Here is a 25,417-nt window from a genome sequence, read left to right as displayed (position 1 = left end):
CCGCCCCGCTGCCGCACCCACGGCGGCGGCGGGGCGGCGTCAGGCTGGTCAGGGCTTGCGGGCCACCGCGCCGTAGGCGTCGATCCCGACCGCGTCGGGATCTTCCGGTCGCCACAGGGGGATCGGCACCAGGCCCGGCTCCACGATCGTCAGCCCGTCGAAGCAACTCGCGAGTTCCTCCGGGCTGCGCAGGATGTACGGGACCCCGCCGCTCTGCGCCAGTCGTTCCGCGCCGGAGACCACCGCCGGGCTGGTGTTGGTGCCGTCCCACAGCACCAGGTGCGAGCCGGAGGGCACCGCGTCCATCGTCCGCCCGACGATGGAACGCACCACGTCCAGGTCCGGCTCGTAGCCGAGCACACCCATGTACATGACGGCGATCGGCTTGTCGAAGTCGAGCGTCTGCGCCGCCTCGGCGAGGATCTTCTCCGGGTCGTGGTAGTCGGCCGGGACGTAGGTGGTGACACCCTCCGAGGTCGTGCTGGCCAGCAGTGCCCGCGCGTGCACCAGCACCATCGGGTCGTTGTCCACGTAGACGATCCGCGACTCGGGCGCGACGCCCTGCGCGACCGCGTGCGTGTTCTGCATGGTGGGCAGGCCGGTGCCGATGTCCAGGAACTGCCGGATGCCCGCCTCGGCCGCGAGGTGACGCACCGCCCGCACCAGGAACACGCGCGACTGCTGCGCCATGAGGACGATCTCCGGGTAGACCTCGGCGACGGCGTCGCCGGCCGCCCGGTCGGACTGGAAGTTGTCCTTGCCGCCCATCCAGTAGTTCCAGATCCGCGCCGCGTGCGGCACGTCGGGCTCGAGTTTCGCGGCGAGTTCGGCGTCCGGACCGGCCATGCCAGCCTCCTATCGAGGGGTCGTCGGCGGAAGATCACCACCGCGGTGCGCAGCGGGATCGTACTCCGCCGACGTCCACAGTCGACGTCGGACCGGATGGACCAACGATGTCTCGTTCGACCCGGGGACTTGAATTCCTACTGCATTGGTAGGAAACTCGATGGCATGCCGCTGGTTCGGTTGTTCACCTCCCGCCGGGTCGTCGACCTGATGCGGGTCGCCGCACAGCTCTGTCCCGGCGCGCCCATCCCGGCCTGAACGGGCTGCCCAGCCCTCGCCGGCCCCCTCTTGTCGTCGCCGGCGCAGGGTCGCGCCCGTCATCCCCGCATCCCGCACGTGTGGCGGTGCATCTCGTCGAGGAGGACCCTGTCATGACCAACGAGGCCGTCCTGCCGCCCGTCGTGGACCCCCGGCTCGACTTCCAGGCGGCCTGGCGGGAGTGGCACCGACGCCACGAGGAGGTTCGGGCCGACCCGCACGGCTTCCTCGCCGTCACCGGTCTGCACTGGCTGACCTCGGTGCCGCAGCGGTTCCCCGACGTGCCGGGGGAGTGGCACACCGGCGACGACGGCCCGGTGGTGGCTCTCGGCGAGGACGAGTTGCTCGTCGTCGACGGCCGGCAGGGTCGGGGCCGGCATGAGTTCGGGCCGATCGCCGAGCGTGCCGGCGTCACCGTCGGTCTCGACGCCGGGGTGCTGGAGGTGGCCCGCCGAGGTGGGCACGACATTCTCCGTCCCCGGCGGCCGGACCATCCGCTGCGCGTCGGCTACCGGGGCACCTCCAGCTATCCGGCCGATCACCGGTGGGTCGTGAGCGGGCGCTTCGTACCCTTCGACAGCCCGCGCCCCACCACCGTCGGCGCGGCCGTGGAGGGGCTCGCGCACGTCTACGACGCACCCGGTCAGATCGAGTTCGCCGTCGACGGAGTGCCGCTGCGCCTGACCGCGTTCAACGGCGTCGCCCCCGGGAGCCTGTCGGTGCTGTTCACCGACGCCACCTCCGGCGTCACGACCTATCCGGCCAACCGGTCCCTGGCCGTCGCCGCTCCGGACGAGCGGGGTCGGGTGACGCTCGACTTCAACCGGGCCACGAATCTGCCGTGCGCGTACACCGACTTCGCGACCTGCCCGCTGCCCCCGGCGGAGAACCGGCTGCCGATCGCCGTCGAGGCCGGCGAGAAGACCCCGTACGAGCGGCTGTCGGCCGATTCCGCCGCCCGCTCGTAGCCCTCTGCGCACCCCACCCCTCGGGAGGATCGTCATGACCCAGTCCACGGACACCCCGATCGACGCCGACAGCGACGCGCTGCGGACGTTGCTGCGCCACCAGGCCAGCACCGTCACGGTGGTCACCGCTCCCGGCTCGCCCGCGGTCGGCTTCACCGCCACCTCGTTCACCTCGGTGTCGCTGGCGCCACCGATCGTCTCCTTCTGCCTGAACCTCGGGTCGTCGAGCTGGCCCGCGGTGGCCCGTGCCCGGCACGTGGCCGTTCATCTGCTCGCCCACCACCAGCAGGAGCTGGCCCGGACCTTCGCGACGAGCGGCATCGACAGGTTCGCCGCTCCCACCCGCTGGCGGAGCGGCCCGGAGGAGGTGCCGATCCTGGACGACACCCTGGCCTGGCTGCTCTGCCGGGTCGTCGAGCGGGTGACCGTCGGCGATCACGCCGTCGTGCTGGCCGAGCCGGAGGTGCTCCGGCACGCCGACGTCGGCTCGCCGCTGCTGTACCACCGGGGGCGCTACGCCGGACTGGCCGGCGACCAGCCCGGGCTGTCCCGCCGTCCCGCCGCCTGAGTGGGCGTACGCCAATCCACACGAAGGAGGATGCCGTGCGCGCGATCGTCGCCGCTCCGGACACCCGCGCGGGGTTCCGGGTGACGGACCTGCCCGATCCCACTCCTGGGCCGGGGCAGGTGCTCGTCGAGGTGCGTCACGTCGGCGTCAACGCCGGCGAGATCCGTCACCTCGACGTCTGGCCGGCCGGGGCCGTGCTCGGGCACGACGCCGCGGGACACGTGGTGCGGGGCGGCATCGACGGGCCCGGGCCCCGCGAGGGGGACCGGGTGGTCGCCTTCGGGCCGGGGGCCTGGGCCCGCCTGGCGGTGTTCGACGTGGACAGTGTGGCGGTGGTGCCCGCCGCGGCCGACCTGGCGGAGTTGGCCGTGCTGCCCACCGTCGGCCTCACCGCCCTGCGCACACTGCGGACGTCGGGGCCGCTGCTCGGCCGCAAGGTGCTCATCACCGGTGCGTCCGGGGGAGTGGGTCGGGTCGCCGTCCAACTCGCCAGGCACGGCGGCGCGTACGTGGTCGCGGTGGTCGGCTCGCCGGCTCGTGGCGCGGGGCTGGCAGACCTCGGGGCCGACGAGGTCGTGGTTGGCCTCGACGCGGTCACCGACCCGGTCGACGTGGTGCTGGAGACCGTCGGTGGCGCCCACCTGGTGGCCGCCTGGGGCCTGCTGGCCCCGGGTGGGGTGCTGCACAGCATCGGCTGGGCCTCCGGCGAGCCGGCCGTCCTTCCGGTGAACTCCACGTTCACGCCGGGCGCGGCACGGACACTGCGGTCCTTCGGCGACGCCAGCGCCCCGGGGTCGGATCTCGGTCTGCTCGCGGACCTGGTGGCGCGGGGAGCCCTGCGCGCGCCGATCGGGTGGCGCGGCTCGTGGCAGCGCCTCGGGGAGGCGGCCGACGCGCTGCGGGAGCGTCGGGTGGCCGGGAAGATCCTGCTCGACCTGGACTGAGCCGGAGTGGCCGGCTGACTCCTCGGTCAGGCAAAATCCCTGCAAACCCTATAGCCTTAGTAGGGTATGCGTCAACGGATCGACGTCCACACGTGCGATAGCCGACATCCGGCGACGGATTCGTTGACACCACCACCGCCCTGAAGGTGGACTCGGCTCATGTCCAGCGAGCTGCGGCTGACGATCCGCGGCCACATCGACTTCGGTCGGGTGTGGTCGAGTTCCTGTCTGGCCTGACCCGGCACCTCGTCCGTGACCCGGCCCGCCACACCGGCCCGCCGGGGTGGGGCGCACCGCCGCGCCACCACCGCACCGACACCGCCACCGGCCCACGCCCACGCGTCGGGCCCGTTGTCGGCACCCCGCTTCCGCCTGCCTGGACAGGAGATCTCCGCATGCCCGCGTACCGTCTGCGTACCCTGGCCGCCGCCTCGCTCGCCGCACTGCTCGCCGTCGTCGCCGGCTGCTCCACCGGCTCCACCCCCGCCGCCGAGGCGGCCGGCCAGCCCCGCTCCGGCGGCACCCTCACCTGGGCCGTGGAGACCGAGCCGGTCACCCTCAACCCGCACCAGTACGCCCAGGCCAAGGCCCGCCTGCTGGTCTGGAACACCTTCGAGTCCCTGCTCACCTACGACCAGCAGGGCAAGCTCGTGCCCTGGCTGGCGACCGGCTGGACTGTCGCACCGGACGGGCTGTCCTACACCCTGACGCTGCGCGACCGGGTCACCTTCACCGACGGCACCCCCTTCGACTCGGCGGCCGTCAAGGCCAACATCGACAAACTCCGGGAACCCGGGTACGCCCCGGGCGTCGCCGCCGTCCAACTGCGCAACCTCAGGGCCGTCGAGACCGTCGACCCACGCACCGTACGACTCGTCCTCAGCGCGCCGGACGTGCTGATCCTCGACTTCCTGGCCTCCCCGCAGGGCGCGCAGGTCTCCCCGACGTCGCTGCGGCAGGCGAAGAACCTCAAGGCCGGTGGCACCGACGTGGTCGGCACCGGGCCGTTCGTACTGGACCGCTACGTCCCCGGTCAGGAGCTGCGCTACCGGCGCAACCCCGGCTACGACTGGGCGCCGCCCACCGCCACACACACCGGTCCGGCCCACCTCGACGGGATCACCTACCGGTTCCTCAAGGAGTCGGCGGTGCGCGTCGGGGCCCTCACGTCCAACCAGGTGCAGCTCATCGAGGGGGTGCCGGCCACCGACCAGCCGCTGGTCACCGGCAACCGGGCGCTGCGCCTGACCCGCGAGCTGAACTCCGGTTCCGCGTACTCCTACTACTTCAACACCTCGCACGCGCCCTTCGACGACCTGCGGGTCAGGCAGGCGTTCCGGGAGGCCGTCGACGTCGACACCGTGTTGAGGTCGGTCTACCGCGACACCGCCACCCGGGCCTGGAGCGTGATCAGCCCGTCCAGCCCGCTCTACGACAAGCGCCTCGAAGGCGGCTACGGCGGTGACAGCGCCAAGGCCAACACCCTGCTCGACCAGGCCGGTTGGGCGGCCCGGGACGCCGACGGCTACCGGGTCAAGGCTGGCAAGCGGCTCACCGTACGCCTCGTGCAGTCCGCACCCTTCGTCCGGGACCGCCGCGACGTCCTCGCCCAGGCCGTGCAGGCCGCGGTGAAGCAGAGCGCCGGCATCGACCTCAAGGTGTCGCTTGTCGACCAGGGCACCGCCACGGAGGCGTTCCAGCGCAACGAGTACGAGGTCTTCGACAACTCCCGCGCCGACACCGACGCCGGTGCCGCCCTCAACCTGCTGCTGCACTCGTTGGGCGGCATCAACCGCACCCAGGTCAACGACCCGCGCATCGACAGGCTCCTGGAAGCCGGCCAGGCCGCCGCCGACCCGACGAAGCGCGCCGGCATCTACGCCGACGTGCAACAGCAGGTCGTCGCCGAGCAGGCGCTGGCGCTGCCGCTGTACGCGCCGGCCGACCAGATCGCCGCCAGCACCGGAGTCGGCGGGGTGCGCTTCGAGCCCACCGCCGGGGTTCCCGCGAGCGCCTACGACCTGTGGATCGGGAAATGAGATGAGCAGCCCACCCGTACGTGCCGTGGCCCGCCGGCTCGGTGCCGGCCTGATCGTGCTCTGGGTCGCGGCCACCGCCGCCTACCTGGCGCTGCTGGCCGCCCCCGGTGACACCGTGGACAACATCGTCGGCGACGGAGCCGACACCCCGCAGATCCGTGCCGAGATCATCGCCGAGTGGGGTCTGGAACGGCCGGCCGTCGTGCAGTACCTCGACTACCTCCGGAGGCTCGTCGGCGGCGACCTCGGACGCTCGTACCTGCTGCAACGCCCCGTCGCCGAGGTCATCGGCGAGCAGGTCGCCCCCACCCTCACCCTCGCGGTCGCCGCCGCCGGTCTCGGGGTGCTCCTCGCCCTGCTCATCGCGGTGGCCACCGCCGGGGACCGGCGCCCGTGGCTGCGCCGGGCCAGCTCCGGCACCGAACTGCTGCTGGTCTCCACCCCGTCGTTCCTGATCGGGCTCCTGCTGCTCAGTGTGCTGTCGTTCCGGTTCGGGATCTTCCCGGTCTCCGGCGACCAGGGGATGGCCGCGTTGGTGCTACCCGCCGTCACCCTCGCGCTGCCCATCGCCGGGCTGCTGGCCCAGGTGCTGCGCGACGGCATCGACCGGGCTCTCGACGAACCGTTCGTGCTCACCGCCCGGTCCCGGGGCGTACGGGAGCGCACCGTGCTGCTGCGCCACGCGTTGCGGCACGCGCTCCTGCCGGCCGTCACCCTGGCCGGTTGGCTCTTCGGCATCCTGCTCGGCGGCACCGTGATCGTCGAACAGGTCTTCGGTCGGCCCGGCCTCGGCCAGGTCACCCTCACCGCGGTCACCGGCGGGGACATGCCCGTGGTGCTGGCCGTCGTCACGCTCTCGGCCGCCGTCTACGTGGTGGTCAACACCGCCGCCGACCTGGCGTACCTGCTGGTCGACCCGCGTCTGCGAAGGAGCTGACCGATGACCGTCACCCTGGGCCCACCGCTCACCGACGCCTCGGCGCTGACAGTCGCCGACCCCGCCCGTCCGGCCGTACGCCGACGGCCCCGGCCGCGACCCGGCCCGCTCGTCGCCGGGGCGTACCTGCTCCTGCTTGTCGTCGCCGCCGCCTGGCCCGCCGTGCTCGCCCCCGGCGACCCCCTCGCGGCCGACCCGTTGGCCGTGCTCGCGCCGCCGGACGCGGCGCACTGGTTCGGCACCGACCACCTCGGCCGCGATGTCTGGACCCGGGTGCTGCACGGCGCCGGGCACTCCCTCACCATCGGGGTGGCCGCCACCGCGATCGCGGTGAGCGGCGGCGTGCTGCTCGGGCTGCTCGCCGGCCTGGCGCACCGGGTCGCCGACGAGGCGCTCAGCCGCACGCTCGACGCGCTGTCGGCGTTCCCGATGCTGCTGCTGGCGCTGCTGTTCATCGCCATCGCCGGTCCCGGCACCGTCAGCCTGATCGTGGCGATCGGCATCGCCACCCTGCCGCACCACGCCCGGGTGGTCCGCGGTCAGACGCTTGTCGTGCGCCGTTCCGGCTACGTCGAGCAGGCCGTCACCTTCGGCCAGTCCCGGCCTCGACTCGTGGTGCGGCACGTGCTGCCGAACGTGGTCGGCCCGGTGCCGGTGCTCGCCGTGATCGGGCTCGGCGAGGCCATCCTGGCCGCCGCCGGGCTCAGTTTCCTCGGCATGGGCCCGCAGCCACCGTCACCGGAGTGGGGGGCGATGCTCTCCGAGGGTCGCAACTACCTCCAGGTGGCCTGGTGGATCAGCATCCTGCCCGGCCTGGCGGTCACCGCCACCGTGGTGTCGCTGACCGTCGTCGGCCGGCACTGGCAGGCCCGCTTCGACGGGCGGCGGCGCTGATGGCCGCCCTGGTCACGGTCGAGGACCTGCACGTCGACTTCGACACCCCGACCGGCCCGGTGGCCGCGGTGCGGGGGATCAGCTTCACCGTCGAGCGCGGCGAGTGCGTGGCGGTCGTCGGCGAGTCCGGCTCCGGCAAGAGCGTCACCGCTCGTACCCTCGTCGGTCTCGCCGGGCCGGGCGCGCGGGTCCGCGCGGCCCGGCTGGAACTGGCCGACCAGGACGTGCGGGGGCACCGGCCACGGGACTGGCGGCGGGTCCGTGGCCGGCTCGCCGGGCTGGTCCTGCAGGACGCGCTGGTCTCGCTCGACCCGCTGCGAACGGTGGGCGCCGAGATCGGCGAGGTGCTGACCACCCACGGCATCGTCGGTCGCCGGGAACGAGCCGGCCGGGTCGGCCACCTGCTCGACCAGGTCCACCTACCGGAGCCGGAGCGCCGCGCCCGCCAGTACCCGCACCAGCTCTCCGGAGGGCTGCGGCAGCGGGCGCTCATCGCCTCGGCGATCGCCGGGGAACCGGCCCTGCTCATCGCCGACGAGCCCACCACCGCGCTGGACGTCACCGTGCAGGCGCAGATCCTGCGGCTGCTCGCCGAGCGGCGGGCCACCGGGGTGAGTCTTCTGCTGATCAGCCACGACCTGGCGGTGGTCGCCCAGATCGCCGACCGGGTCCTGGTGCTGCGTGACGGTCGGATCGTCGAGCAGGGTCCCACCGCCACGCTGCTGCGGGCCCCCACGCATCCGTACACCCGGCAGTTGCTGGACGCGGTGCCCTCGGCGACGTCGCGGGGACGCCGGCTCGGGGTGTCCCGGTCCGGGAAGGCACGGGCGGCCCTGCCCGCCCGGCCCGAGGTCCGTGCCGACGACACCGTGCTCGACGCGGCCGGGCTGACCAAGAGCTACGGCGAGCAGACCGTCGTGCGGGACGTCTCCTTCACCATCGCCCAGGGCGAGACGCTCGGCCTGGTCGGGGAATCCGGCTCCGGCAAGAGCACCGTCGCCCGGATCGTCGCCGGTCTGCTCGACGCCGACGCGGGCGCCGTCACCTTCGAGGGCGCCGCGTGGACCGGCGTGCGGGAGCGGACCCGCCGCCCGCTGCGACGCCGGTTGCAGCTCATCTCCCAGGACCCGCTGAGTTCCTTCGACCCCCGCTACACCGTCGGGCGGGTCGTCGCGGAGAACCTCGACGGCGACGTCAGCCGGTCGGACCGGCGCGACCGCGTCGTCGACCTGCTGCGCCGGGTCGGTCTCGGCGCGGACCTGGTCGACAGGCACCCCCGGCACCTCTCCGGCGGCCAACGGCAGCGGGTCGCCATCGCCCGCGCGATCGCTCCCCGACCCAGCGTGATCGTCTGCGACGAGCCCGTCTCCGCCCTCGACGTCTCCGTGCAGGCGCAGGTCCTCGACCTGCTGGCCGACCTCCGTGCCACCGACGGCACCGCCCTGCTCTTCATCTCCCACGACCTGGGCGTGGTGCACCACCTCAGCGACCGGGTGCTCGTCATGCACGACGGCGCGGTGGTCGAACAGGGCCCGGTCGGCGACGTCTTCAGCTATCCCCGACACGACTACACCAGGTCCCTGCTGGACGCGCTGCCCACGCTGGTCACCGCCGGCCGACCGTAGGAGGAGACACCATGACCGACAAGAGCCTGCACCTGGCCGTGGCGCTCGACGGTCTCGGCTGGCACCCCGCCGCGTGGCGGCTCTCGCGCGCCGACGCGACAGCCCCACTGACCGCCCGCTACTGGAACGCCCTCGCGGGCGAGGCCGAACACGGCGCACTCGACCTGCTGACCATCGAGGACAGCCTCGACCTCCAGACGTCCCGGCCGGACGGCCCCGACGACCGCACCGACCAGCTCCGGGGACGGCTCGACGCGGTGCAGGTCGCCGCCCGGCTCGCCCCGCTGACCCGGCACATCGGGCTGGTCCCGACCACAAGCACCACCCACACCGAGCCGTTCCACGTCTCCACGGCGATCGCCACGCTCGACCACGTCAGCGGCGGGCGGGCCGGTTGGCGGCCCCGGATCTCCGCCCGTAGGGCCGAGGCCGGGCACTTCGGTCGCCGTGACATCCCACCGCTGGACCCGGCCCGGCTCGACGAACCGGAGGTCGTCCGGCGCGTCGGTGACCTCATCGCCGAGGCCGGCGACGCGGTGGAGGTGGTCCGCCGGCTCTGGGACAGCTGGCAGGACGACGCCGTGATTCGAGACGTGCCGACCGGCCGCTTCGTCGACCGCGAGCGGCTGCACTACGTCGACTTCACCGGCCCGTGGTTCTCGGTCCGGGGCCCCTCCATCGTGCCCCGGTCACCGCAGGGGCAACCTGTCGTCGCCGCGCTGGCCCACGCTGCGGTGACGTACGCGTTCGCCGCCCGGCACGCCGACGTCGTCTTCGTCACCCCGACCGATGCCGGGCACGCCGCCGCGATCGTGGCGGAGGTGCGGGCGGCCGAGGAGACCGTCGGCCGGAGCGACGGGCGACTGCGCGTCCTCGCCGACCTGGTCGTGCTGATCGACGACACGTCGGCGCTGGCCCGACACCGTGGGGCCCGCCTGGACGAGCTGCACGGCGCGGAGTTCACGTCCGACGCGGCGGTCTTCGCCGGCACGCCGGGGCAGTTGGCCGATGTGCTCGCCGAGTGGCACCGGGCTGGGGTGGACGGTTTCCGGCTGCGACCGGCCGTGCTCCCCGACGACCTGACCGCGGTCACCCGGGCGGTGGTGCCCGCGCTGCGGGACCGCGGCCTGTTCCGCGCCGACTATCCGGCCGGATCGCTGCGTGACCTGCTCGGCCTGCCCCGACCGGCCAGCCGGTACGCCGTCGCGGCGACCGCCTGAGCACTGGAGACCCGTCATGCCCAAGCAGATCATCCTGGCCGCGCACTTTCCCGGCGTGAACAACACCACCGTGTGGCGCGACCCGGCGTCCGGCAGCCAGATCGACTTCGCCTCCTTCGTCCACCTGGCCCGCACCGCGGAACGGGGCAAGTTCGACTTCTTCTTCCTCGCCGAGGGGCTGCGACTACGCGAGCAGCGGGGCCGCATCCACGACCTGGACGTCGTCGGCCGCCCGGACACGTTGACAGTGCTCGCCGCCCTCGCGGCGGTCACCACACACCTGGGTCTCGCCGGCACGCTCAACGCCACGTTCCGCGAGCCGTACGAGTTGGCCCGGCAGTTGGCCAGCCTCGACCACCTCTCCGGTGGGCGGGCGGCCTGGAACGTCGTCACCACCTCCGACGCGTTCACCGGGGAGAACTTCCGCCGGGGCGGCTACCTGGACCGCTCGCTGCGCTACGACCGGGCCGCCGAGTTCGTGCGTACGGCACGGGAGTTGTGGGAGTCGTGGCCGGCGGACGCGATCGTGGGCGACCGGGACGCTGGCCGCTTCGTCACCGAGGCCGCCCCCGGCGGCTTCGCCCACCACGGCGACCAGTTCGACATCGCGGGGCACTTCACGGTGCCCCGCAGTCCGCAGGTGCACCCGGTGATCCTGCAGGCAGGCGACTCGCCGGACGGGCGCGAGTTCGCGGCGTCCAGCGCCGACGCGATCTTCTCCCGGCACGGCACCCTGGAGGACGGCCAGGACTTCTACCGGGACGTGAAGTCCCGGCTGGTCCGCTACGGCCGCCGACCCGAGGACCTGTTGGTCATCCCGGGTGTCACGTTCGTGCTCGGCGACACCGACGCCGAGGCGCAGGAACGCGCGCACCACATCCGCCGCCAGCAGGTCAGCCCGCAGACCGCGATCCTGCTGCTGGAACAACTGTGGAACCGGGACCTGTCCGGGTACGACCCGGAGGGACCACTGCCCGCCGAGGACCCGGACGTCTCCGGCGACGCGATCAGCCGAGGTCGCGCCGGCATGTATCCCGACCCGGTCGACACCGCGCGGCGGTGGCGGGCGCTGGCCGAGGAGAAGGGGCTCGGCATCCGCGATCTGATCATCGAGGTCACCGGCCGGCAGTCCTTCGTCGGCACCGCGCGGCAGGTCGCCGAGCGGATGAACCACTTCGTGCAGTCGGACGCCGCCGACGGGTTCATCCTGGTGCCGCACCTGACCCCCGGTGGGCTCGACGAGTTCGTCGACCAGGTCGTGCCGCTGTTGCAGGAACGCGGTGTCTTCCGCAGCGAGTACACCGGCACCACCCTGCGCGACCACCTCGGTCTCGCCCCCGCCCGTCCGGTCGCCCCGCTCGCCAGCCGAAAGTGATGGTCGCCGCGTGAAGTTCCTGCTGATAACGCTCATCACCCACCTGCCCGACCCGGTCACCGGCCAGCGCAGGAGCACCACCGACCGGTTCCGGGACGTGGTCGACACGGCAGTCCTTGCCGAGGAACTCGGGTTCGACGGGTACGGCGTCGGTGAACGGCACGAGCGCCCGTTCATCTCGTCGTCGCCGCCCGTGGTGCTGAGCCACATCGCGGCCCGCACCTCCACCATCCGGCTGTTCACCGCGGTCACCACGCTCAGCCTGCTGGACCCGGTCCGCGCCTACGAGGACTACGCCACCCTGGATCACCTCTCCGACGGCCGACTCGAACTGATCATCGGCAAGGGCAACGGCGCCGCGCAGGCGCACCTGTTCCACGTCACCGCCGAGGACCAGTGGGACCGCAACCGGGAGGGCTACGAGCTGTTCCGCAGGCTCTGGCGGGAGGACACGGTCACCTGGTCCGGGACGTACCGGCCGTCGCTCACCGAGGCCGAGACCTGGCCACGCCCGCTGCAACAGCCCATCCGGGTCTGGCACGGCAGTGCCACCAGCAGGGACTCCGTCGACCTCGCCGCCCGGTACGGCGACCCGATCTTCTCCGCCAACGTCACGAACCCCATCGAGCCGTACGCCGACCTCATCAGTTACTACCGCGAACGGTGGGTCCACTACGGGCACGACCCGGCGGACGCCCTCGTCGGTGCCGGCACCGCCGGCTTCTACGTGGCCCGCACCTCGCAGGAGGCCATCGAGCGGTACCGGCCGATCTTCGACGCCCGGCTGGTCGCGTTCCGGCGGCTCGGCATCCAGCCGGTCTTCGCGACCCTGGAGGACGCCATCGAGCGCAGCTCGATCCTGGTCGGCAGCCCGCAACAGCTCGTGGACAAGGTGCTGCGCTACCACGAGCGGTTCGGCCACGAGGTCATCCACCTCCAGGCCGACCACGACGGGCTGACCGACAAGCAGCACCGGGAGAGCCTGGAACTCTTCCAGGCCGAGGTGGCCCCGGTGCTGCGCCGGGAGATCCCCAGCCGCCCCTTCGCGCCGCCGGCGACCGCCGCCGCGGCGGCCTGACCAGAAACGGGGACCACGATGCCGTCCACGCCACTGTCCATCCTCGACCTGTCCCCGGTGCCCGCCGGCGGCACCGTCACCGACGCCCTGCGTAACACCGTCGACCTGGCCCGCCGGGCCGAGCAGTCCGGCTACCACCGCTACTGGCTGGCCGAGCACCACCTCGCCGCCGGTGTCGCCAGTTCCGCGCCGGCCGTGCTGATCGGGCAGATCGCCGCGGCCACCAGCGTGCTCCGCGTCGGCTCCGGGGCCGTCCAGGTCGGGCACCGGACCGCCCTGTCGGTGGTCGAGGAGTTCGGCACCCTCGCCGCCCTGCACCCCGGCCGCATCGACCTCGGGCTGGGTCGCTCCGGCCAGCGGCGCATCGAGGCGGCCCGGGAGAGCGCCGCGCCCGCCCCGCCGCCGGTGGCGGCTCGGGTGGTCGACGGGCTGCTCATCCCGCCACCGTTCTCGTACGCCCAGGTGCTCGCCTCGCCACGCTTCGCCCTGAGCACCGCACTGCTGCACCAGCCGGGTGCCCAGCCACCGCCCTTCGCCGAGCAGGTGGCCGACGTGCTGGCCCTGCTGCGCGGCGACTACGCCGACGCCGACGGCCTGGACGCGCACGCCGTGCCGGGAGAGGGCACCGACCTGCAGGTGTGGCTGTTGGGCAGCAGCGGAGGGGAGAGCGCGCAACTCGCTGGCGCGCTGGGCCTGCCCTTCGCCGCCAACTACCACGTCAGCCCCTCGTCGATCCTCGACGCGGTCGCCGCCTACCGGGCGGCGTTCCAACCCTCTCCCACGCTCGCCGAGCCGTACGTGGTGGTCTCCGCCGACGTGGTCGTCGCCGAGACCGACGACACGGCCCGCCGGTTGGCCGCACCGTACGGGCCGTGGGTGCGCAGCATCCGCAGCGGCGCGGGCGCGATGCCCTTCCCGAGCCCCGAGCAGGCCGCCGCGCTGCCGTGGACCGACGACGACCGCGATCTCGTCGCCGACCGGGTGGACACCCAGTTCGTCGGATCACCACCGACGGTGGTCGAGCGGCTGCGCACCCTGCGGGACGTCACCGCGGCCGACGAGCTGCTCGTCACCACGATCACCCACGCGCACGCCGACCGGGTCAGCTCCTACGAGCTGCTCGCCAAGGAGTGGAACGACTGAGGCGGTGCGCCCGTCAGGGGCGGGCCACCCCGTTCTGGTACGCCCACACGACGGTCTGCAGCCGGTCCCGTGCGCCGATCTTGCCCATCGCGCGCCCGAGGTGCGACTTGACGGTGCTGGTCTCGATGAACAGCCGGTCGGCGATCTCGACGTTCGACAGCCCTTGCGCGAGCAACTGCACGATCTCGGTCTCCCGAGCGGTGAGCTGGTGGGCCGTCGCGGCGTCCGAGCGGGGCGCGGGGGTGCGCCTGGCGAACTCCGAGATCACCCGGCGGGTGACGGCCTGGTCGACGAGGCCGTAACCGTCGGCGAGGCGACGGACCGCCTCGACGAGGTCCTCCGGTTCGCAGTCCTTGAGGATGAATCCGCTGGCGCCGGCCTCCAGCGCGCCGAAGACGTACTCGTCGAGGTCGAACGTCGTCACCACGAGCACCGCCGGTGGCGTTCCGGCGGCGTCCGCGAGGATCTGCCGGGTCGCGGTGAGCCCGTCGCCGTGTGGCATCCGGACGTCCATGCAGATCACGTCGGGTTGCAGTCGACGGGCCAGGTCGGCGGCGGCCGTACCGCTGGACGCCTCCGCGACGACCTCGATGTCGCCGACCTCTTCGAGGATGACGCGGAAGCCGGCGCGGACGACCGCCTGGTCGTCGACGAGCATCACTCTGATCATGCCGGGGCCTCTCCCTCTGCCGGCGACGCGACGGGGTCGTTCGTCGGTAGCGTCGTGGTGACCGACCAACCGCCGGAGGTGGTCGGGCCGGCCGCGAAACTCGCGCCGATGAGCTGTGCGCGCTCGCGCATGCCGACCAGGCCGACACCGCCGGTGCGCGGCGCCGGCACGGTACGCCGGGCGGCGGGTTCGTTCACCACCTCCAGTGACACCGAGCGGGGCCGGAAGCGGAGCACCACCCGCGCCGCCGCGCCCGGGGCGTGCTGACGGGCGTTGCTGAGCGACTCCTGCGCGATCCGGTAGAGCGCGACGTCGGCGATCGGCGGCACCGCACGCTGCTGCCCCTCGCGGACGAACTCGACCGGACCGGCGAGGGTGCCGACGGTGCGGACCAGGTCGTCGAGCATGCCCAGGCCCGGCACCGGTGTGGCGCCGTCGCCGCCCTCGTGTCCCGGGCGGCCGCGCAGCACGCCGACGACCAGCCGCAGGTTGTCCAGGGTCTCCTTGCCCTGGCTCCGGATCCAGGCCACCCCGGCCTTCGCGGCTGCCGGGTCCCGGTCGATCAACCGCTCGACCGCCGCCGCCTGCACGACCATGCCGGAGAGGTGGTGGGCCGCCACGTCGTGCAGCTCCCGGGCCATCCGGGTGCGCTCCGCGCCGATCGCCCCCTGGATCTTCGTCTGCTGTTCCCGGACCGCCTCCTCCGCCCGCACCCGGACCAGCTCCACGTAGCGCCGGGACGTGGCCACGTAGGTGCCGACGAATGTCGCGCCGAGGTAGGTCAGCGCGCTGGCGGCGACGTACGCGACGCCCGTCAGGAGATTGGGGGTCACCACGAAGGCCGCCCCGACCGACTCCACCAGCACGGCCGCGCCGACGGCCAGCAGCGCGCGCCGGGACGGCAGCACCGACCCGATGGTGTACGCCACGACGAACGGCGCGACGCCCCGGACGGTCGCCTCGGGCAGCGAGACGCCGATGACGGGCAGTTGGAGGCCGACGACGAGCGCGAGGCAGAGCAGCGGGCGGACCCGACGCAGGCACAGCAGCATCGCCTGGACGCAGCAGACGGCGATGAGCAGCCACGCCCGCGTCGGGTCGAAGGACACCCCGTCCTCCGGTGCCACGAACCAGATCAGCACCGTCAACAGGACGAACGTCAGGACGGTCAGGGCCGCCGCGAGCAGGCAGTCCCGGGGGAACACCCCGGTCACGCCGAGTCGGGTGAGGCGTTCGTCGAGCCACCTCGTCAGTCGCGGCGAGCCGGGTTCGGTGCCGGTGTGGTCCCTCATGCGGTGCGCATCCTCGCTCCGGATCGTCCCGGGTCGGGCGGGTCAGTAGGAGATGCTAGGCGCGAGCAGCCGGAACTCCACGGCGAACCAGCCCGCACCGGCGAGGGCGAGCAGGAGCAGGGCGCTGCCGGCGATCCTGCGCCAGCCGAGGTGGCGTCGGACGTCGTCGGCCAGCCGCACGGCGGCGGGCAGCACACCGAGCAGACCGACAAGTTGCAGCACCTGAACGGCGCGCAGGACACCACCGGGGATTTCCCGCAGGCTCATGATGCTGCTGATGGCCAGCACCCACCCGGCCAGGGCGAGGATCGTGCCGGCGACGGCGACGCGGCTCAGGATCCGCGCGGTGCGCCCGGCCCGCTCGCGCGGGGCGCGGCCGAGCCGGCGGCGGACGAGCGCGCCGACCGGCCAGGACAGCACGGTGAGCAGCAGCACGACAGTCGAGACGGCGAGCACCGGGACGGCCACCGTCGAGGCGCGGGCGGGCTCGACGGGCAGCAACGCGAACGCGGAGTCGAAACCGATCGCCTCGACCCGGTCGTCGGTTGCCCGCATGGCGATCGTGCGCTGCCCGCCGACCTCCCGCCAGACCCAGGGGGCCACCTCCTCGTAGCGGGCGGGGGAGTCGGACAGTGGCCCGGGCTCGAACAGCAACCGGTCGCCGTCGGTGACGCTCACCGTCGTCCGCCCGACCAGGCCGATCGCCGTCAGGAAGTTGCTCCGTATCGCTCGCGAGGACTCGTACGTGCCGGCTGCCAGCGCGGCGTGCTCGGCGGTGGTCGCCGGGTCGACGCCGGCGGTCGGCTGCCCGTCGCGGGCGGGGAAGTAGCGGTCGGCGAAACCGTTCACGACCGACTCGCGGAGTTCGTGGCTGGCGAGCGCCCCCGAGCCGTTGCTGTTGAGTGAGAGGAAGATGCCGGTCCGGTCGTCGGGGTAGATCTGCAGGTGGGTGTGGAAGTACGCGGTGTCGCCGCCGTGGCCGAGGATCCGGTGGCCGTTGCGGCTCTCGTCGAAGAAGCCGAGGGTCATCCGGGGTCCGTCGGCCAGCGTGCCGAGCGATGTCGCGTCGAGCGCCGGGCGCTGCATCAGCTCGCGGGTCGGCGGGTCCAGCAGGGCCCCGAAACCGACGGGCTCCCCGAGTTGGGCGAGCATGAACCGTGCCATGTCCGTCGCCGGGGCGCTCAGCGCGCCGGGCGGGGGAGTGCCGATGATCTCGAAGGGCGCGGCGGGCGCGCCGGAGGTGTCGTACCCCTTGGACATCCGCTCGCGCAGCGGCGTCGGCAGCGGCTGCTCGAAGCTCGACGACGGCATGCCCGCCCGGTCCAGGATGTTGCGCTGCACGTACTCCTCGAAGCGCGTCCCCGTGACGCGCTCGACGACGTAACCCGCGACCGCGTTGCCGTAGTTGGAGTACGCCGGGACCGTGCCCGGCTCGTAGATCTGCTCCGGCGGGTCGGTCACCAGCGCCCGGCGCAGGTTGACGGTGCCGCCGCCGGTGCCGATGAGGCCGGCGACCCGCTCCTCGAAACCGGCGGTGTGCGTCAGGAGGTGCCGCAGGGTGACGGCTCGCTCGAAGCCGCGCGGCAGGCGGAAATCGAGGTACGTCTGGACGTCGGCGTCGAGATCCAGCTTGCCGCTCTGCACGAGTTGCAGGACGGCGGTGGCGGTGACGAGCTTCGACACCGATCCCATCCGGAACAGATGCCGGTCCGGGTCGACAGGCACCGCCCCGACGCCACCGTCACCGGTGTCGGCGTGGCCGTACCCCCGGGTGGTGACGATGCGGCCATTGTGGACGACGGCGGCGGTGGCCCCGGCGATGCCGGTGCGGTCCAGCGCGGCCGGCAACAGACCGTCGAGCCAGGCGTTGACGTCGGCGTCGGTCAGGGCGGAGGCCGCCCCGTTCGCGGCAGCCGGTGCCGCCGGAGCGTCGACTGGTGGCGCGGGAGCGCTCTGCCCCGCGCCACAACCCGCGGTGCTCACGGCGATGACGACAGCGGTCGCCACCACCGCGCCGAGGCGGACGACGGGCCGTGCGATTCGGGCGGAGCGGGATGGGGAAGAGGAAGAAGATCGCATCGTCGGTTACTGCCTTTCCAGGCGAACGGGTGTCCGGAGCAGGTCCGTACGGCGTCACCCGACGCCCTGGGCCAAGCCTGTTCCAGCGATCGCACCCCGCCATCTGGCGCAGGACGGCAATGCGCCTACGACCTGAGGAGGAGGGGCGTGCGCACCGGCGGTGGAAAGATCCTCGCTCGTTGCGTGAACCGCCTCCCGCGCCGGGGCATCAAATGTGGTGACGGATCCCGCAGAGGAAAGGACCACCCATGCACGGCAAACTGCTCGTCGGTGTGGCACTCGGCGTCACGCTCGGCGCTGGCTGCACCCCATCGGTAGACCGGCAAGACGGTGACGCGGTGCCCGCCGGCTCTTCCGCGGGCAGCGCGAGCCCGTCGGCGTCGAGCGCCCCGACGCCCGCCAGCTCCGGCCCGGGTACGCCGGCCACCGCCGGCGCCACCCAGGGTGCTCCGGTCTCCGGCACCTCCGGGCCGGCCACCCAGGTGAGCGAGATCAGGCAGACCGACTGGCCCAACGCGGTGATTCGCAAGCTGACCTTCTGCAGCGAGTCCGACGACGCCGTGGTGTTCCGCAACGGGTCGAACGGGTTCGACGTGCCGTGCCGGATCCTGCCCGGCGGCGCGCAGCCGGTGTACGGCGAGTTCATCGTCGAGGAACCGGCGAACGCACCGTCGACCGAGGACGCGCTCGTCCTCGTCGAACTGGGCAACGCGAACGCCTCACGACGCCAGGCGCTCGTGCCCGTGCAGCTCTCGGACAACGGCCGGGGACGCCAGGCGTGGCCGGCCATCAGGGGAGACCAGCCCGGTTCCGGAGTTGACCAGGTCATGACGTTCGTCTCGTACCGGCTGGTGGGCCAGAACGTGGAGGCCACCGTCCGCACGATCGACGGCGGCACCGAGACCCGCCGGTGGCGCAAGGCCGACGGCAGCGGCACCTGGGAGCGGTACTAAGGCTCGGCCGTGGTGCCGGTCACGCGCAGCGTGTCCAGGATCTCGTCGGTGCGATCCGCGCCCGCGGTCTGTCTGACCTGGACCCAGACGTCGAGGGTGCCGTTGGCCGCGGTCAGGATGGCCTCGCTGAAGGTCGTCGTGGTGTTGGCGCACCGCGTCCAGCGCCGGACGGTCCCGCTGAGGCTGCCGACCGTGATCGTGCGGTCGGCAGCACGGGAGCAACGGTTGTGGCCGGTCAGGGTGGGCGGGACCGTCGCGGTGGTGCGAGTCCGGCTCACCCCGACGAACACGCCGGGCGTGGGACTGTTCGCGTTGGACCACTCGGTGAGGTCGGGCCCGACGACCAGGCCCGGGTAGTGTGCGCCGGGCGGGCCGATCACTCCCGGTTTCCAGCCGCCGTCGCGGAGGTGCCGGGCCCAGTCGTCGGGCACGGCGACGGAGATGGTGCCGGTCGCGTCGCGTACCCGGGTCCAGCCCGGCGGCGTGGCGGAGGCGGCCGACGAACCGGCCAGGACCAGCGTCGTGACCACCGTGCCGAGGGTGGTGAGGGCCCGGCGGGCGCGCCGTGGCGACGGCCGGGCCGGACCCGTTCGTGGGGCCAGTAGGCCCTCCAGCGCGGCGGCGTACGCGGCAGCGCTGGGCCAGCGGCGGTCCGGATCACGGTGCAGGGCGCGGCGGACGACGCGCTCGACCACGGCGGGTACGGCCGACGCGGTCTGCCCCTCCTGCCCCGGCGGCGCTCCGGTCATCATGTGCTGGGTCAGGGCGCCCATCGCGTAGACGTCGGCGCGCGCGTCCAGCGTGCCGCCCGCGACGAGCTGTTCCGGTGCCATGTAACCGGGCGTGCCGGCGACGAGCGTGAACCCGGACGCGTGCGCGAGGGCCTTGGCCAGTCCCAGGTCGGCGACCAGCACCCGGGCTCCGGCGGCGGTGGTGTCGAAGAGGACGTTCGAGGGTTTGAGGTCCCGGTGCAGCACTCCCTTGTCGTGCAGGACCGCCACGGCCCGGGCGATGTCGGCGGCGGTCCGTAGCGCCTCGCGTACCGGCATCGGGCCGTCGGCCAGCCGATCGGCGAGCGTGCCGCCTCCGGCGTACGTCATCACCAGGTACGGCCGGCCGTCGGGCAGCTCGCCGATGTCCAACACCCGGACCAGGTGGTCGGAGTCCACCTGCCGCATGAACCGGGCCTCCTGGCGGAAACGCGCCCGGATGTCGGCCCGTTGCGACCAGTTCTCGGCGAGCACCTTCACGGCCACCGGGGCCTGCAACTCGTCGTCGTACGCCAGCCACACGGTGGCGAACGCGCCGGCACCGACCGGGCGTGCGACGCGGTACCGGCCGATCTGCGGCGGAATGGACACCGCCGTATTATCCGGCACCGCGGCAACGGTGTCGCACGAGCGGGGGAGCGCCGGTGGTGGAGGAGTCGTCGACCGAGGAGCTGGCACGCCGGGCGGCGACCGGCGACAGCGCGGCACGTGACGAATTGCTGGCGGCGATCGGTCCGCGGGTCCTCGAGCAGTGTGGCCGGTTCCTGCCCTGTCAGCAGGACGCGGAGGAGGCGGCGCAGGACGCGTTGCTGCAGGTGGCCAGGAACATCGAGCGATTCGAGGGTCGGTCGCTCTTCTCGACCTGGTTGCATGTCGTGGTCGCCAACTGTGCCCGCCAGACCTATCGGTCGCTGCGGCGACGGGCAGCCGAGCGGCCGAGTCCGCTGCTGCCCGTCGAGATTGCCGATCCCCGTACGACGAGCGTCATCGCCGGGTCGCGTCTCGATCTGCTCGACGCGTTGGACCGGCTGGAGGCCCACCGGCCGGAGTTGGTGACGGCGCTCGTGCTGCGGGACCTGTGCCAGCTGGACTACCAGGAGATGGCCGAGCAGTTGGGCGTGCCGGTCGGCACGCTGAAGTCGCGGATCCATCACGCCCGCCGGCACGTCCGGGAGTCGTTGCGGGGCGGGGAGTAGGGCGGCGGCCCCTGCCGGACATCGCATCGATCTGGGGTTTTGTCGCCGATCACCTGACATCGTTTGACATGCGCCGGCGACCCATCTTTGATGTTCGATGTTCACAGTTCGACTTGGTCGGGCGCCGGGCCATCCGGTGCCGGGGGCGGTCCGGTCGACGCCCCGACCCTGGAGGACTGATGGCAGCCTTCGCGCGGCCCAACCCACGCCACGCACGACGACGACGGCTACTGCCGGCGGCGATGGCAGCGGTGACGCTGCTGACCGTCGCGATCGGCGTACCCGCATCGGCCGCGGTGGCCTCGACGGTGGTCGGCGTGGCCTCGGGCCGCTGCCTGGACGTCGTCGGCAACGTCCGGACGGCCGGCGCCGGCGTCAACATCTACGACTGCAACGGTCAGGCCAACCAGGCCTGGACGTTCACCTCGGCCGGCGAGCTGCGGGTCTACGACGAGACGATGTGCCTGGACGTGGTCGGTCAGGACACCACCGCGCCGGCCACCCTGCAGATCAACACCTGCACCGGTGGCGCCAACCAGCGCTGGCGGATCAACACCAACGGGACCATCGTCGGCGTCCAGTCCAGCCTGTGCCTGGACGTCAACGGCGCCGGCACCGCCAACAGCACCCTGGTGGGTCTCTGGACCTGCAACGGGCAGGCCAACCAGCGCTGGACGACGGCGCTGGGCAGCTCCGACGCCCAGCCGCCCACGGCGCCGGGCAGCCCGCGGGTCAGCGGCCTGACGTGCAACTCCGTGACCTTCGCCTGGAACGCCTCGACGGACAACGTCGCGGTGGCCTTCTACGACATCTACCACGACGGTCAGCTGATGACGTCGGTGAGCGGCTCGACGCTGTCCGCAAGCCTCACCGTGGTCGCCGGAGCGACCTGGGGCCTGTACGTCAACGCCCGCGACGCCGCCGGCAACGTGTCCCAGGCGAGCAGCACCGTGTCGATCACGCCCCCGCAGTGTCAGGCCGACACCCAGGCGCCGACCGCGCCGCAGCAGCTCACCGGCAGCGCCTCGGGCACCACCGTGACCCTGCGCTGGACCGCGTCCACCGACAACGTCGGCGTCCGGGCGTACGACGTCTTCCGGGGTGGCGTGAAGGTCGGCACGGTCACCGGCACGCCCCCGGCGACCACCTTCACCGACAGCGGGCTGGCGGCGAACACCGCGTACCAGTACTACGTGGTGGCCCGGGACGCGCAGGACAACACCTCCTCGCGCAGCGCCACCACGACGGTGACCACGGGCGCGGGCTGCGGCAACCCGGTGTGCGGGGTGCGCCAGGTCACCACCGACACCGACATCCCGTGGGGGCTCGTCACGCTGTCGGACGGCACCGTGCTCTACAACCGCCGCGACGCGCACGACGTCATCCAGCTCAACCCCACCACCGGGGTCAAGACCAACCTGGGCACGGTGCCGAACGTGCAGAGCACCGACGGTGAGGGCGGCCTGCTCGGGCTCGCCGTGTCGGCCAGCTTCGCCAGCGACCGCTGGCTGTACATCATGCACACCTCGCCCAGCGACAACCGGATCGTGCGGATCAAGTTCGAGAACGGCCGCCTCAACACCTCCAGCGAGCAGGTGCTGGTCAGCGGCATCCGACGCAACAAGTACCACGACGGTGGTCGGCTGCGCTTCGGCCCGGACGGCAAGCTGTACGCCAGCACGGGCGACGCGCAGAACGGCAACTACGCGCAGGACCGCTCGGCCCTCGAAGGCAAGATCCTGCGCCTCAACCCGGACGGCACCGTCCCCTCGGACAACCCGTTCGGCAACTACGTGTGGAGCTACGGCCACCGCAACCCGCAGGGGCTGGCGTTCGACTCGCAGGGCCGGCTGTGGGAGCAGGAATTCGGCAACTCGATCATGGATGAGACCAACCTGATCACGAAGGGCGGCAACTACGGCTGGCCGGCGTGTGAGGGCACCAGCGGCACCTGCGGCACCGCCGGGTTCATCGCACCGGCGCGCACCTATCCGACCGCGGACGGGTCCTGCTCCGGGATCACGATCGTGCGGGACGCGCTCTACGTGGCCTGCGCCCGGGGTGCCCGGATGTACCGCGCGGTGATCAGCGGCAGCAGCCTGACGAACGTGCAGACGTACTTCAGTGGCACCTACGGTCGCCTGCGGACGGTGGAGCCGGCTCCGGACGGCGGGCTGTGGCTGACCACCACGACCACCGGCGACAAGGACAGCACCCCGAACAACAGCAACGAGAGGATCCTGCACGTCACGTTGGGCAACTGACAGCCGTGGGCCGGGCGGCTCAGCACCTCGTCAGGATGACGAGCTGCTGGGTCGCTCGGGTCATCGCGACGTAACGGTCCACCGCCCCCTCGACGCCGGTGCCGAACGCCTCCGGGTCGATCAGCACGACCAGGTCGAACTCGAGACCCTTGGCCTGCTCCGGGCTCAGCGACCGGACCCGCGACGTCGGCGCGAACGTCGGGTCGCCGATCACGCAGGCGGTCCCGTCGGTGTGCGCGGTGAGCCAGGCGTCCAGGATCGCGCCCAGCTCGGCCACCGAGCCGCGCACGACGGGAAGCCCGTTGCCGCGGATGGAGGTCGGCACGTTGGCGTCCGGGAGCACGGCCCGGATGACCGGCTCGGCCTCCGCCATGACCTCCTCCGGGGTCCGGTAGTTGATGCTCAGCGAGGCCAGGGTGATCCGGTCGAACCCGACCCGCTCAAGGCGCTCCTGCCACGACTCGGTGAACCCGTGTCGGGCCTGGGCGCGGTCCCCGACGATCGTGAGACTGCGCGACGGGCACCGCGCCAGCACCATCTGCCACTCGGCGTCGGTCAACTCCTGGGCCTCGTCCACGACGATGTGCGCGAACGGGCCGGCCAGCAGGTCCGGCTCCGCGGTGCGCACCGCGGACTCGCCGGCCAGGACGTCGTGCAGGTCGGGCTGGCGCAGCATCGTCAGCAGCCCCTCACCGTCGTCGTAGGCGTCGGCCGCGAGCAGTTCGTCGACGACCCGGGCGCGGTGTTCGCGTTCCACCTCGGCGGCCGGGTCGTGTCGCTGCGTGTGCCCCGACGCGACGCCGAGGCGCCGCCGGGCCGCGTCCAGCAGCGGCAGGTCGGACACGGTCCAGGCCCGGGGGTCGTCACGCTGGAGCTTCCGTACCTCCGCCGGGCTGAGCCAGGGCGCGCACGTGCGCAGGTACGCGGGCACCGACCACAGGTCTCCCACCAGGTCGGCCGCGTCGAGCAACGGCCAGGCCCGGTTGACGGCGGAGCGCAGCTCGCGGTTGCGCGACAGCGACAGGCGCAGCACGTCGTCCGGCTCGTCGCCGTCGTACCTGTCCACGAGGATCGTGAGCAACTCCGCCCAGATCTCGTCGCGCGCCTCGTTGTGCGGGGTGCCCGGCCCCGCCGCCTGGAACGCGTCGGCCCAGTCGTCGGCGCTCAGCCGGATGTCGGCCTCGTCGGTAGTGACGGTCATCGGTGTGCCGGGCGGGTCCTCGTAGAACCGGACGGCCGCCTCGATCGCCCCGACCAGGTCCGCCGAGGACTTCAGCCGGGCCACCTCCGGGTCGGGCTCGACGATGGCCGCGCCGCCCTCCTCGACGAGGTCGCGCAGGGTGCAGGTCTGTACGTCCTCCTCGCCGAGACTGGGCAGGACGTCGGATACGTAGGCCAGGTAGGGCTGGTGCGGCCCGACGAAGAGCACGCCGCCTCGGCGTTGGCCCAGGCGTGGGTCGGAGTAGAGCAGGTAGGCGGTGCGGTGCAGCGCGACGACCGTCTTCCCGGTGCCCGGACCGCCGTCCACGACGAGCGCGCCGGCAGATCCCGCCCGGATGATGGCGTCCTGGTCGGCCTGGATGGTGCTGAGCACGTCCCGCATCCGGGCGGATCGGGCGCTGCCCAGGCTGGCGATGAACGCGGACTGGTCGTCGAGCGCGACGGCGTGCTCCACGAAACCGTCCGAGGTGAACACCTCGTCCCAGTAGTCACTGATCCGGCCGCGCGTCCACCGGTACCGGCGACGGCTGGCCAGACCCATGGGGTTGGCGTGGGTCGCGCCGAAGAACGGCTCGGCGGCGGGTGAGCGCCAGTCGAGCAGCAGCCGCCGACCCGTGTTGTCGGTGAGGCCGCGCCGCCCGACGTACGCGGGCTCGGGCTCGTCCGCACCGACCACGTGGCCGAGACACAGGTCCAGGCCGTAGCGACTGAGCGCACGCAGGCGGTCGGTCAGCCGGCGGATCTCCTCGTCCCGGTCCATCGCCTGCCGGCCCCTGCCGCCGGGCGCCCGGCGCTCGGCGGCAAGGCGTTCGGAGAGTTCGGCGTTCAGCCGGTCCAGGTGCTGCGCCATCGTGGCGAAGTGCTGCTCGTCCCGGGCGATGAGCGTCGGGTCGGCCTTGGGGGAGAGGTGCGCGGGGAGATCGAACACGGAGGTAGGCAGGGAACTCAAATGACGTCCAATTCGGCAGATTCTGGTCTCGGCCGACGAATTCTGCGGCACGACCCGGGTCTTGCCGCAAGCCCCCCAGTGCGCTATATGTTAGAAGTGGCGGGGACCGAGGGTCCCCGTTTTCCAAG

20 protein-coding genes are annotated in these 25,417 nt (G+C 72.6%); 14 read left to right on the top strand and 6 right to left on the bottom strand.

Annotated elements, in window-relative coordinates:
* Positions 1–48: 48 nt before the first annotated feature.
* A complete protein-coding gene (locus ACPXBU_RS14905) occupies positions 49–846 on the bottom strand; it encodes an SAM-dependent methyltransferase (protein WP_393361159.1) in 798 nt (265 codons plus the stop codon).
* A gap of 371 nt (positions 847–1,217) precedes the next feature.
* Between ACPXBU_RS14905 and ACPXBU_RS14900 the strand changes: the two genes are divergently transcribed.
* The 11 genes from ACPXBU_RS14900 (at position 1,218) to ACPXBU_RS14850 (ending at position 13,895) form a co-directional block, all read left to right on the top strand.
* Positions 1,218–2,072 (top strand): DUF1684 domain-containing protein, encoded by an 855-nt coding sequence (locus ACPXBU_RS14900; protein WP_425758456.1) that lies wholly within the window; start codon positions 1,218–1,220, stop codon positions 2,070–2,072.
* A 34-nt stretch (positions 2,073–2,106) separates the two neighbouring features.
* The gene (locus ACPXBU_RS14895; protein ID WP_393361153.1) at positions 2,107–2,640 is read left to right on the top strand and encodes a flavin reductase family protein; all 534 of its coding nucleotides are present in this window, start codon (positions 2,107–2,109) and stop codon (positions 2,638–2,640) included.
* A gap of 35 nt (positions 2,641–2,675) precedes the next feature.
* Entirely contained in the window at positions 2,676–3,584 is a 909-nt protein-coding gene (locus tag ACPXBU_RS14890) for a zinc-binding dehydrogenase (protein WP_425758455.1), read from the top strand.
* Positions 3,585–3,979: 395 nt separating this feature from the next.
* Positions 3,980–5,623, top strand: coding sequence for an ABC transporter substrate-binding protein (locus tag ACPXBU_RS14885; protein WP_425758454.1), 1,644 nt, complete (start codon positions 3,980–3,982; stop codon positions 5,621–5,623).
* 1 nt (position 5,624) lies between these two features.
* Positions 5,625–6,560: an ABC transporter permease gene (locus ACPXBU_RS14880; RefSeq protein WP_425758453.1), complete on the top strand. Its 936-nt coding sequence runs from the start codon at positions 5,625–5,627 to the stop codon at positions 6,558–6,560.
* A gap of 3 nt (positions 6,561–6,563) precedes the next feature.
* Positions 6,564–7,454 carry an ABC transporter permease gene (locus ACPXBU_RS14875; RefSeq protein ID WP_425758452.1) on the top strand — a complete coding sequence of 297 codons (891 nt, stop codon included), beginning with the start codon at positions 6,564–6,566 and terminating at the stop codon, positions 7,452–7,454.
* Positions 7,454–9,079 (top strand): dipeptide ABC transporter ATP-binding protein, encoded by a 1,626-nt coding sequence (locus ACPXBU_RS14870; RefSeq protein ID WP_425758451.1) that lies wholly within the window; start codon positions 7,454–7,456, stop codon positions 9,077–9,079. Before ACPXBU_RS14875 ends, ACPXBU_RS14870 begins: the two co-directional genes overlap by 1 nt.
* Before the next feature lie 11 nt (positions 9,080–9,090).
* Positions 9,091–10,299 (top strand): LLM class flavin-dependent oxidoreductase, encoded by a 1,209-nt coding sequence (locus tag ACPXBU_RS14865; protein ID WP_425758450.1) that lies wholly within the window; start codon positions 9,091–9,093, stop codon positions 10,297–10,299.
* 16 nt (positions 10,300–10,315) lie between these two features.
* A complete protein-coding gene (locus tag ACPXBU_RS14860; RefSeq protein ID WP_425758449.1) occupies positions 10,316–11,674 on the top strand; it encodes an NtaA/DmoA family FMN-dependent monooxygenase in 1,359 nt (452 codons plus the stop codon).
* A 10-nt stretch (positions 11,675–11,684) separates the two neighbouring features.
* The gene (locus tag ACPXBU_RS14855; RefSeq protein ID WP_425758448.1) at positions 11,685–12,752 is read left to right on the top strand and encodes an LLM class flavin-dependent oxidoreductase; all 1,068 of its coding nucleotides are present in this window, start codon (positions 11,685–11,687) and stop codon (positions 12,750–12,752) included.
* An 18-nt stretch (positions 12,753–12,770) separates the two neighbouring features.
* On the top strand, positions 12,771–13,895 hold the full coding sequence (locus ACPXBU_RS14850; RefSeq protein WP_425758447.1) for an LLM class flavin-dependent oxidoreductase: 1,125 nt from the start codon (positions 12,771–12,773) through the stop codon (positions 13,893–13,895).
* Between the two features lie 13 nt (positions 13,896–13,908).
* On the opposite strand, the gene ACPXBU_RS14845 is transcribed toward ACPXBU_RS14850, so the two are convergent.
* The 3 genes from ACPXBU_RS14845 to ACPXBU_RS14835 are packed head-to-tail and all read right to left on the bottom strand — an operon-like array spanning position 13,909 to position 17,867.
* Positions 13,909–14,565 carry a response regulator gene (locus tag ACPXBU_RS14845; RefSeq protein WP_425758446.1) on the bottom strand — a complete coding sequence of 219 codons (657 nt, stop codon included), beginning with the start codon at positions 14,563–14,565 and terminating at the stop codon, positions 13,909–13,911.
* Positions 14,562–15,857, bottom strand: a complete 1,296-nt coding sequence (locus ACPXBU_RS14840) for a sensor histidine kinase (protein ID WP_425758445.1) — start codon at positions 15,855–15,857, stop codon at positions 14,562–14,564. The genes ACPXBU_RS14845 and ACPXBU_RS14840 overlap by 4 nt, the downstream gene beginning before the upstream one ends.
* 42 nt (positions 15,858–15,899) lie before the next feature.
* A complete protein-coding gene (locus ACPXBU_RS14835; RefSeq protein ID WP_425758444.1) occupies positions 15,900–17,867 on the bottom strand; it encodes a serine hydrolase domain-containing protein in 1,968 nt (655 codons plus the stop codon).
* 317 nt (positions 17,868–18,184) lie between these two features.
* On the opposite strand from ACPXBU_RS14835, the gene ACPXBU_RS14830 reads away from it, so the two are divergent.
* Positions 18,185–18,889: a hypothetical protein gene (locus tag ACPXBU_RS14830; protein ID WP_425758443.1), complete on the top strand. Its 705-nt coding sequence runs from the start codon at positions 18,185–18,187 to the stop codon at positions 18,887–18,889.
* On the opposite strand, the gene ACPXBU_RS14825 is transcribed toward ACPXBU_RS14830, so the two are convergent.
* Entirely contained in the window at positions 18,886–20,250 is a 1,365-nt protein-coding gene (locus ACPXBU_RS14825) for a serine/threonine-protein kinase (protein WP_425758442.1), read from the bottom strand. The genes ACPXBU_RS14830 and ACPXBU_RS14825 overlap by 4 nt on opposite strands.
* Positions 20,251–20,303: 53 nt before the next feature.
* On the opposite strand from ACPXBU_RS14825, the gene ACPXBU_RS14820 reads away from it, so the two are divergent.
* Both ACPXBU_RS14820 and ACPXBU_RS14815 read left to right on the top strand, forming a co-directional pair.
* Positions 20,304–20,855 carry an RNA polymerase sigma factor gene (locus ACPXBU_RS14820; protein WP_425758441.1) on the top strand — a complete coding sequence of 184 codons (552 nt, stop codon included), beginning with the start codon at positions 20,304–20,306 and terminating at the stop codon, positions 20,853–20,855.
* A 179-nt stretch (positions 20,856–21,034) separates the two neighbouring features.
* A complete protein-coding gene (locus ACPXBU_RS14815; RefSeq protein WP_425758440.1) occupies positions 21,035–23,119 on the top strand; it encodes a PQQ-dependent sugar dehydrogenase in 2,085 nt (694 codons plus the stop codon).
* A 19-nt stretch (positions 23,120–23,138) separates the two neighbouring features.
* Here ACPXBU_RS14815 and helR read toward each other — a convergent pair whose 3' ends face one another.
* Positions 23,139–25,268 carry an RNA polymerase recycling motor ATPase HelR gene (gene helR, locus ACPXBU_RS14810; protein ID WP_425758439.1) on the bottom strand — a complete coding sequence of 710 codons (2,130 nt, stop codon included), beginning with the start codon at positions 25,266–25,268 and terminating at the stop codon, positions 23,139–23,141.
* Between the last annotated feature and the right edge of the window lie 149 nt (positions 25,269–25,417).

It is taken from the genome of Micromonospora sp. DT231, from assembly GCF_049847025.1.
In the GTDB taxonomy this organism is placed as follows: Bacteria; Actinomycetota; Actinomycetes; order Mycobacteriales; family Micromonosporaceae; genus Micromonospora.
Note: the sequence above shows the minus strand (reverse complement) of the source record. Positions and strands in the feature narration are given on the sequence as shown.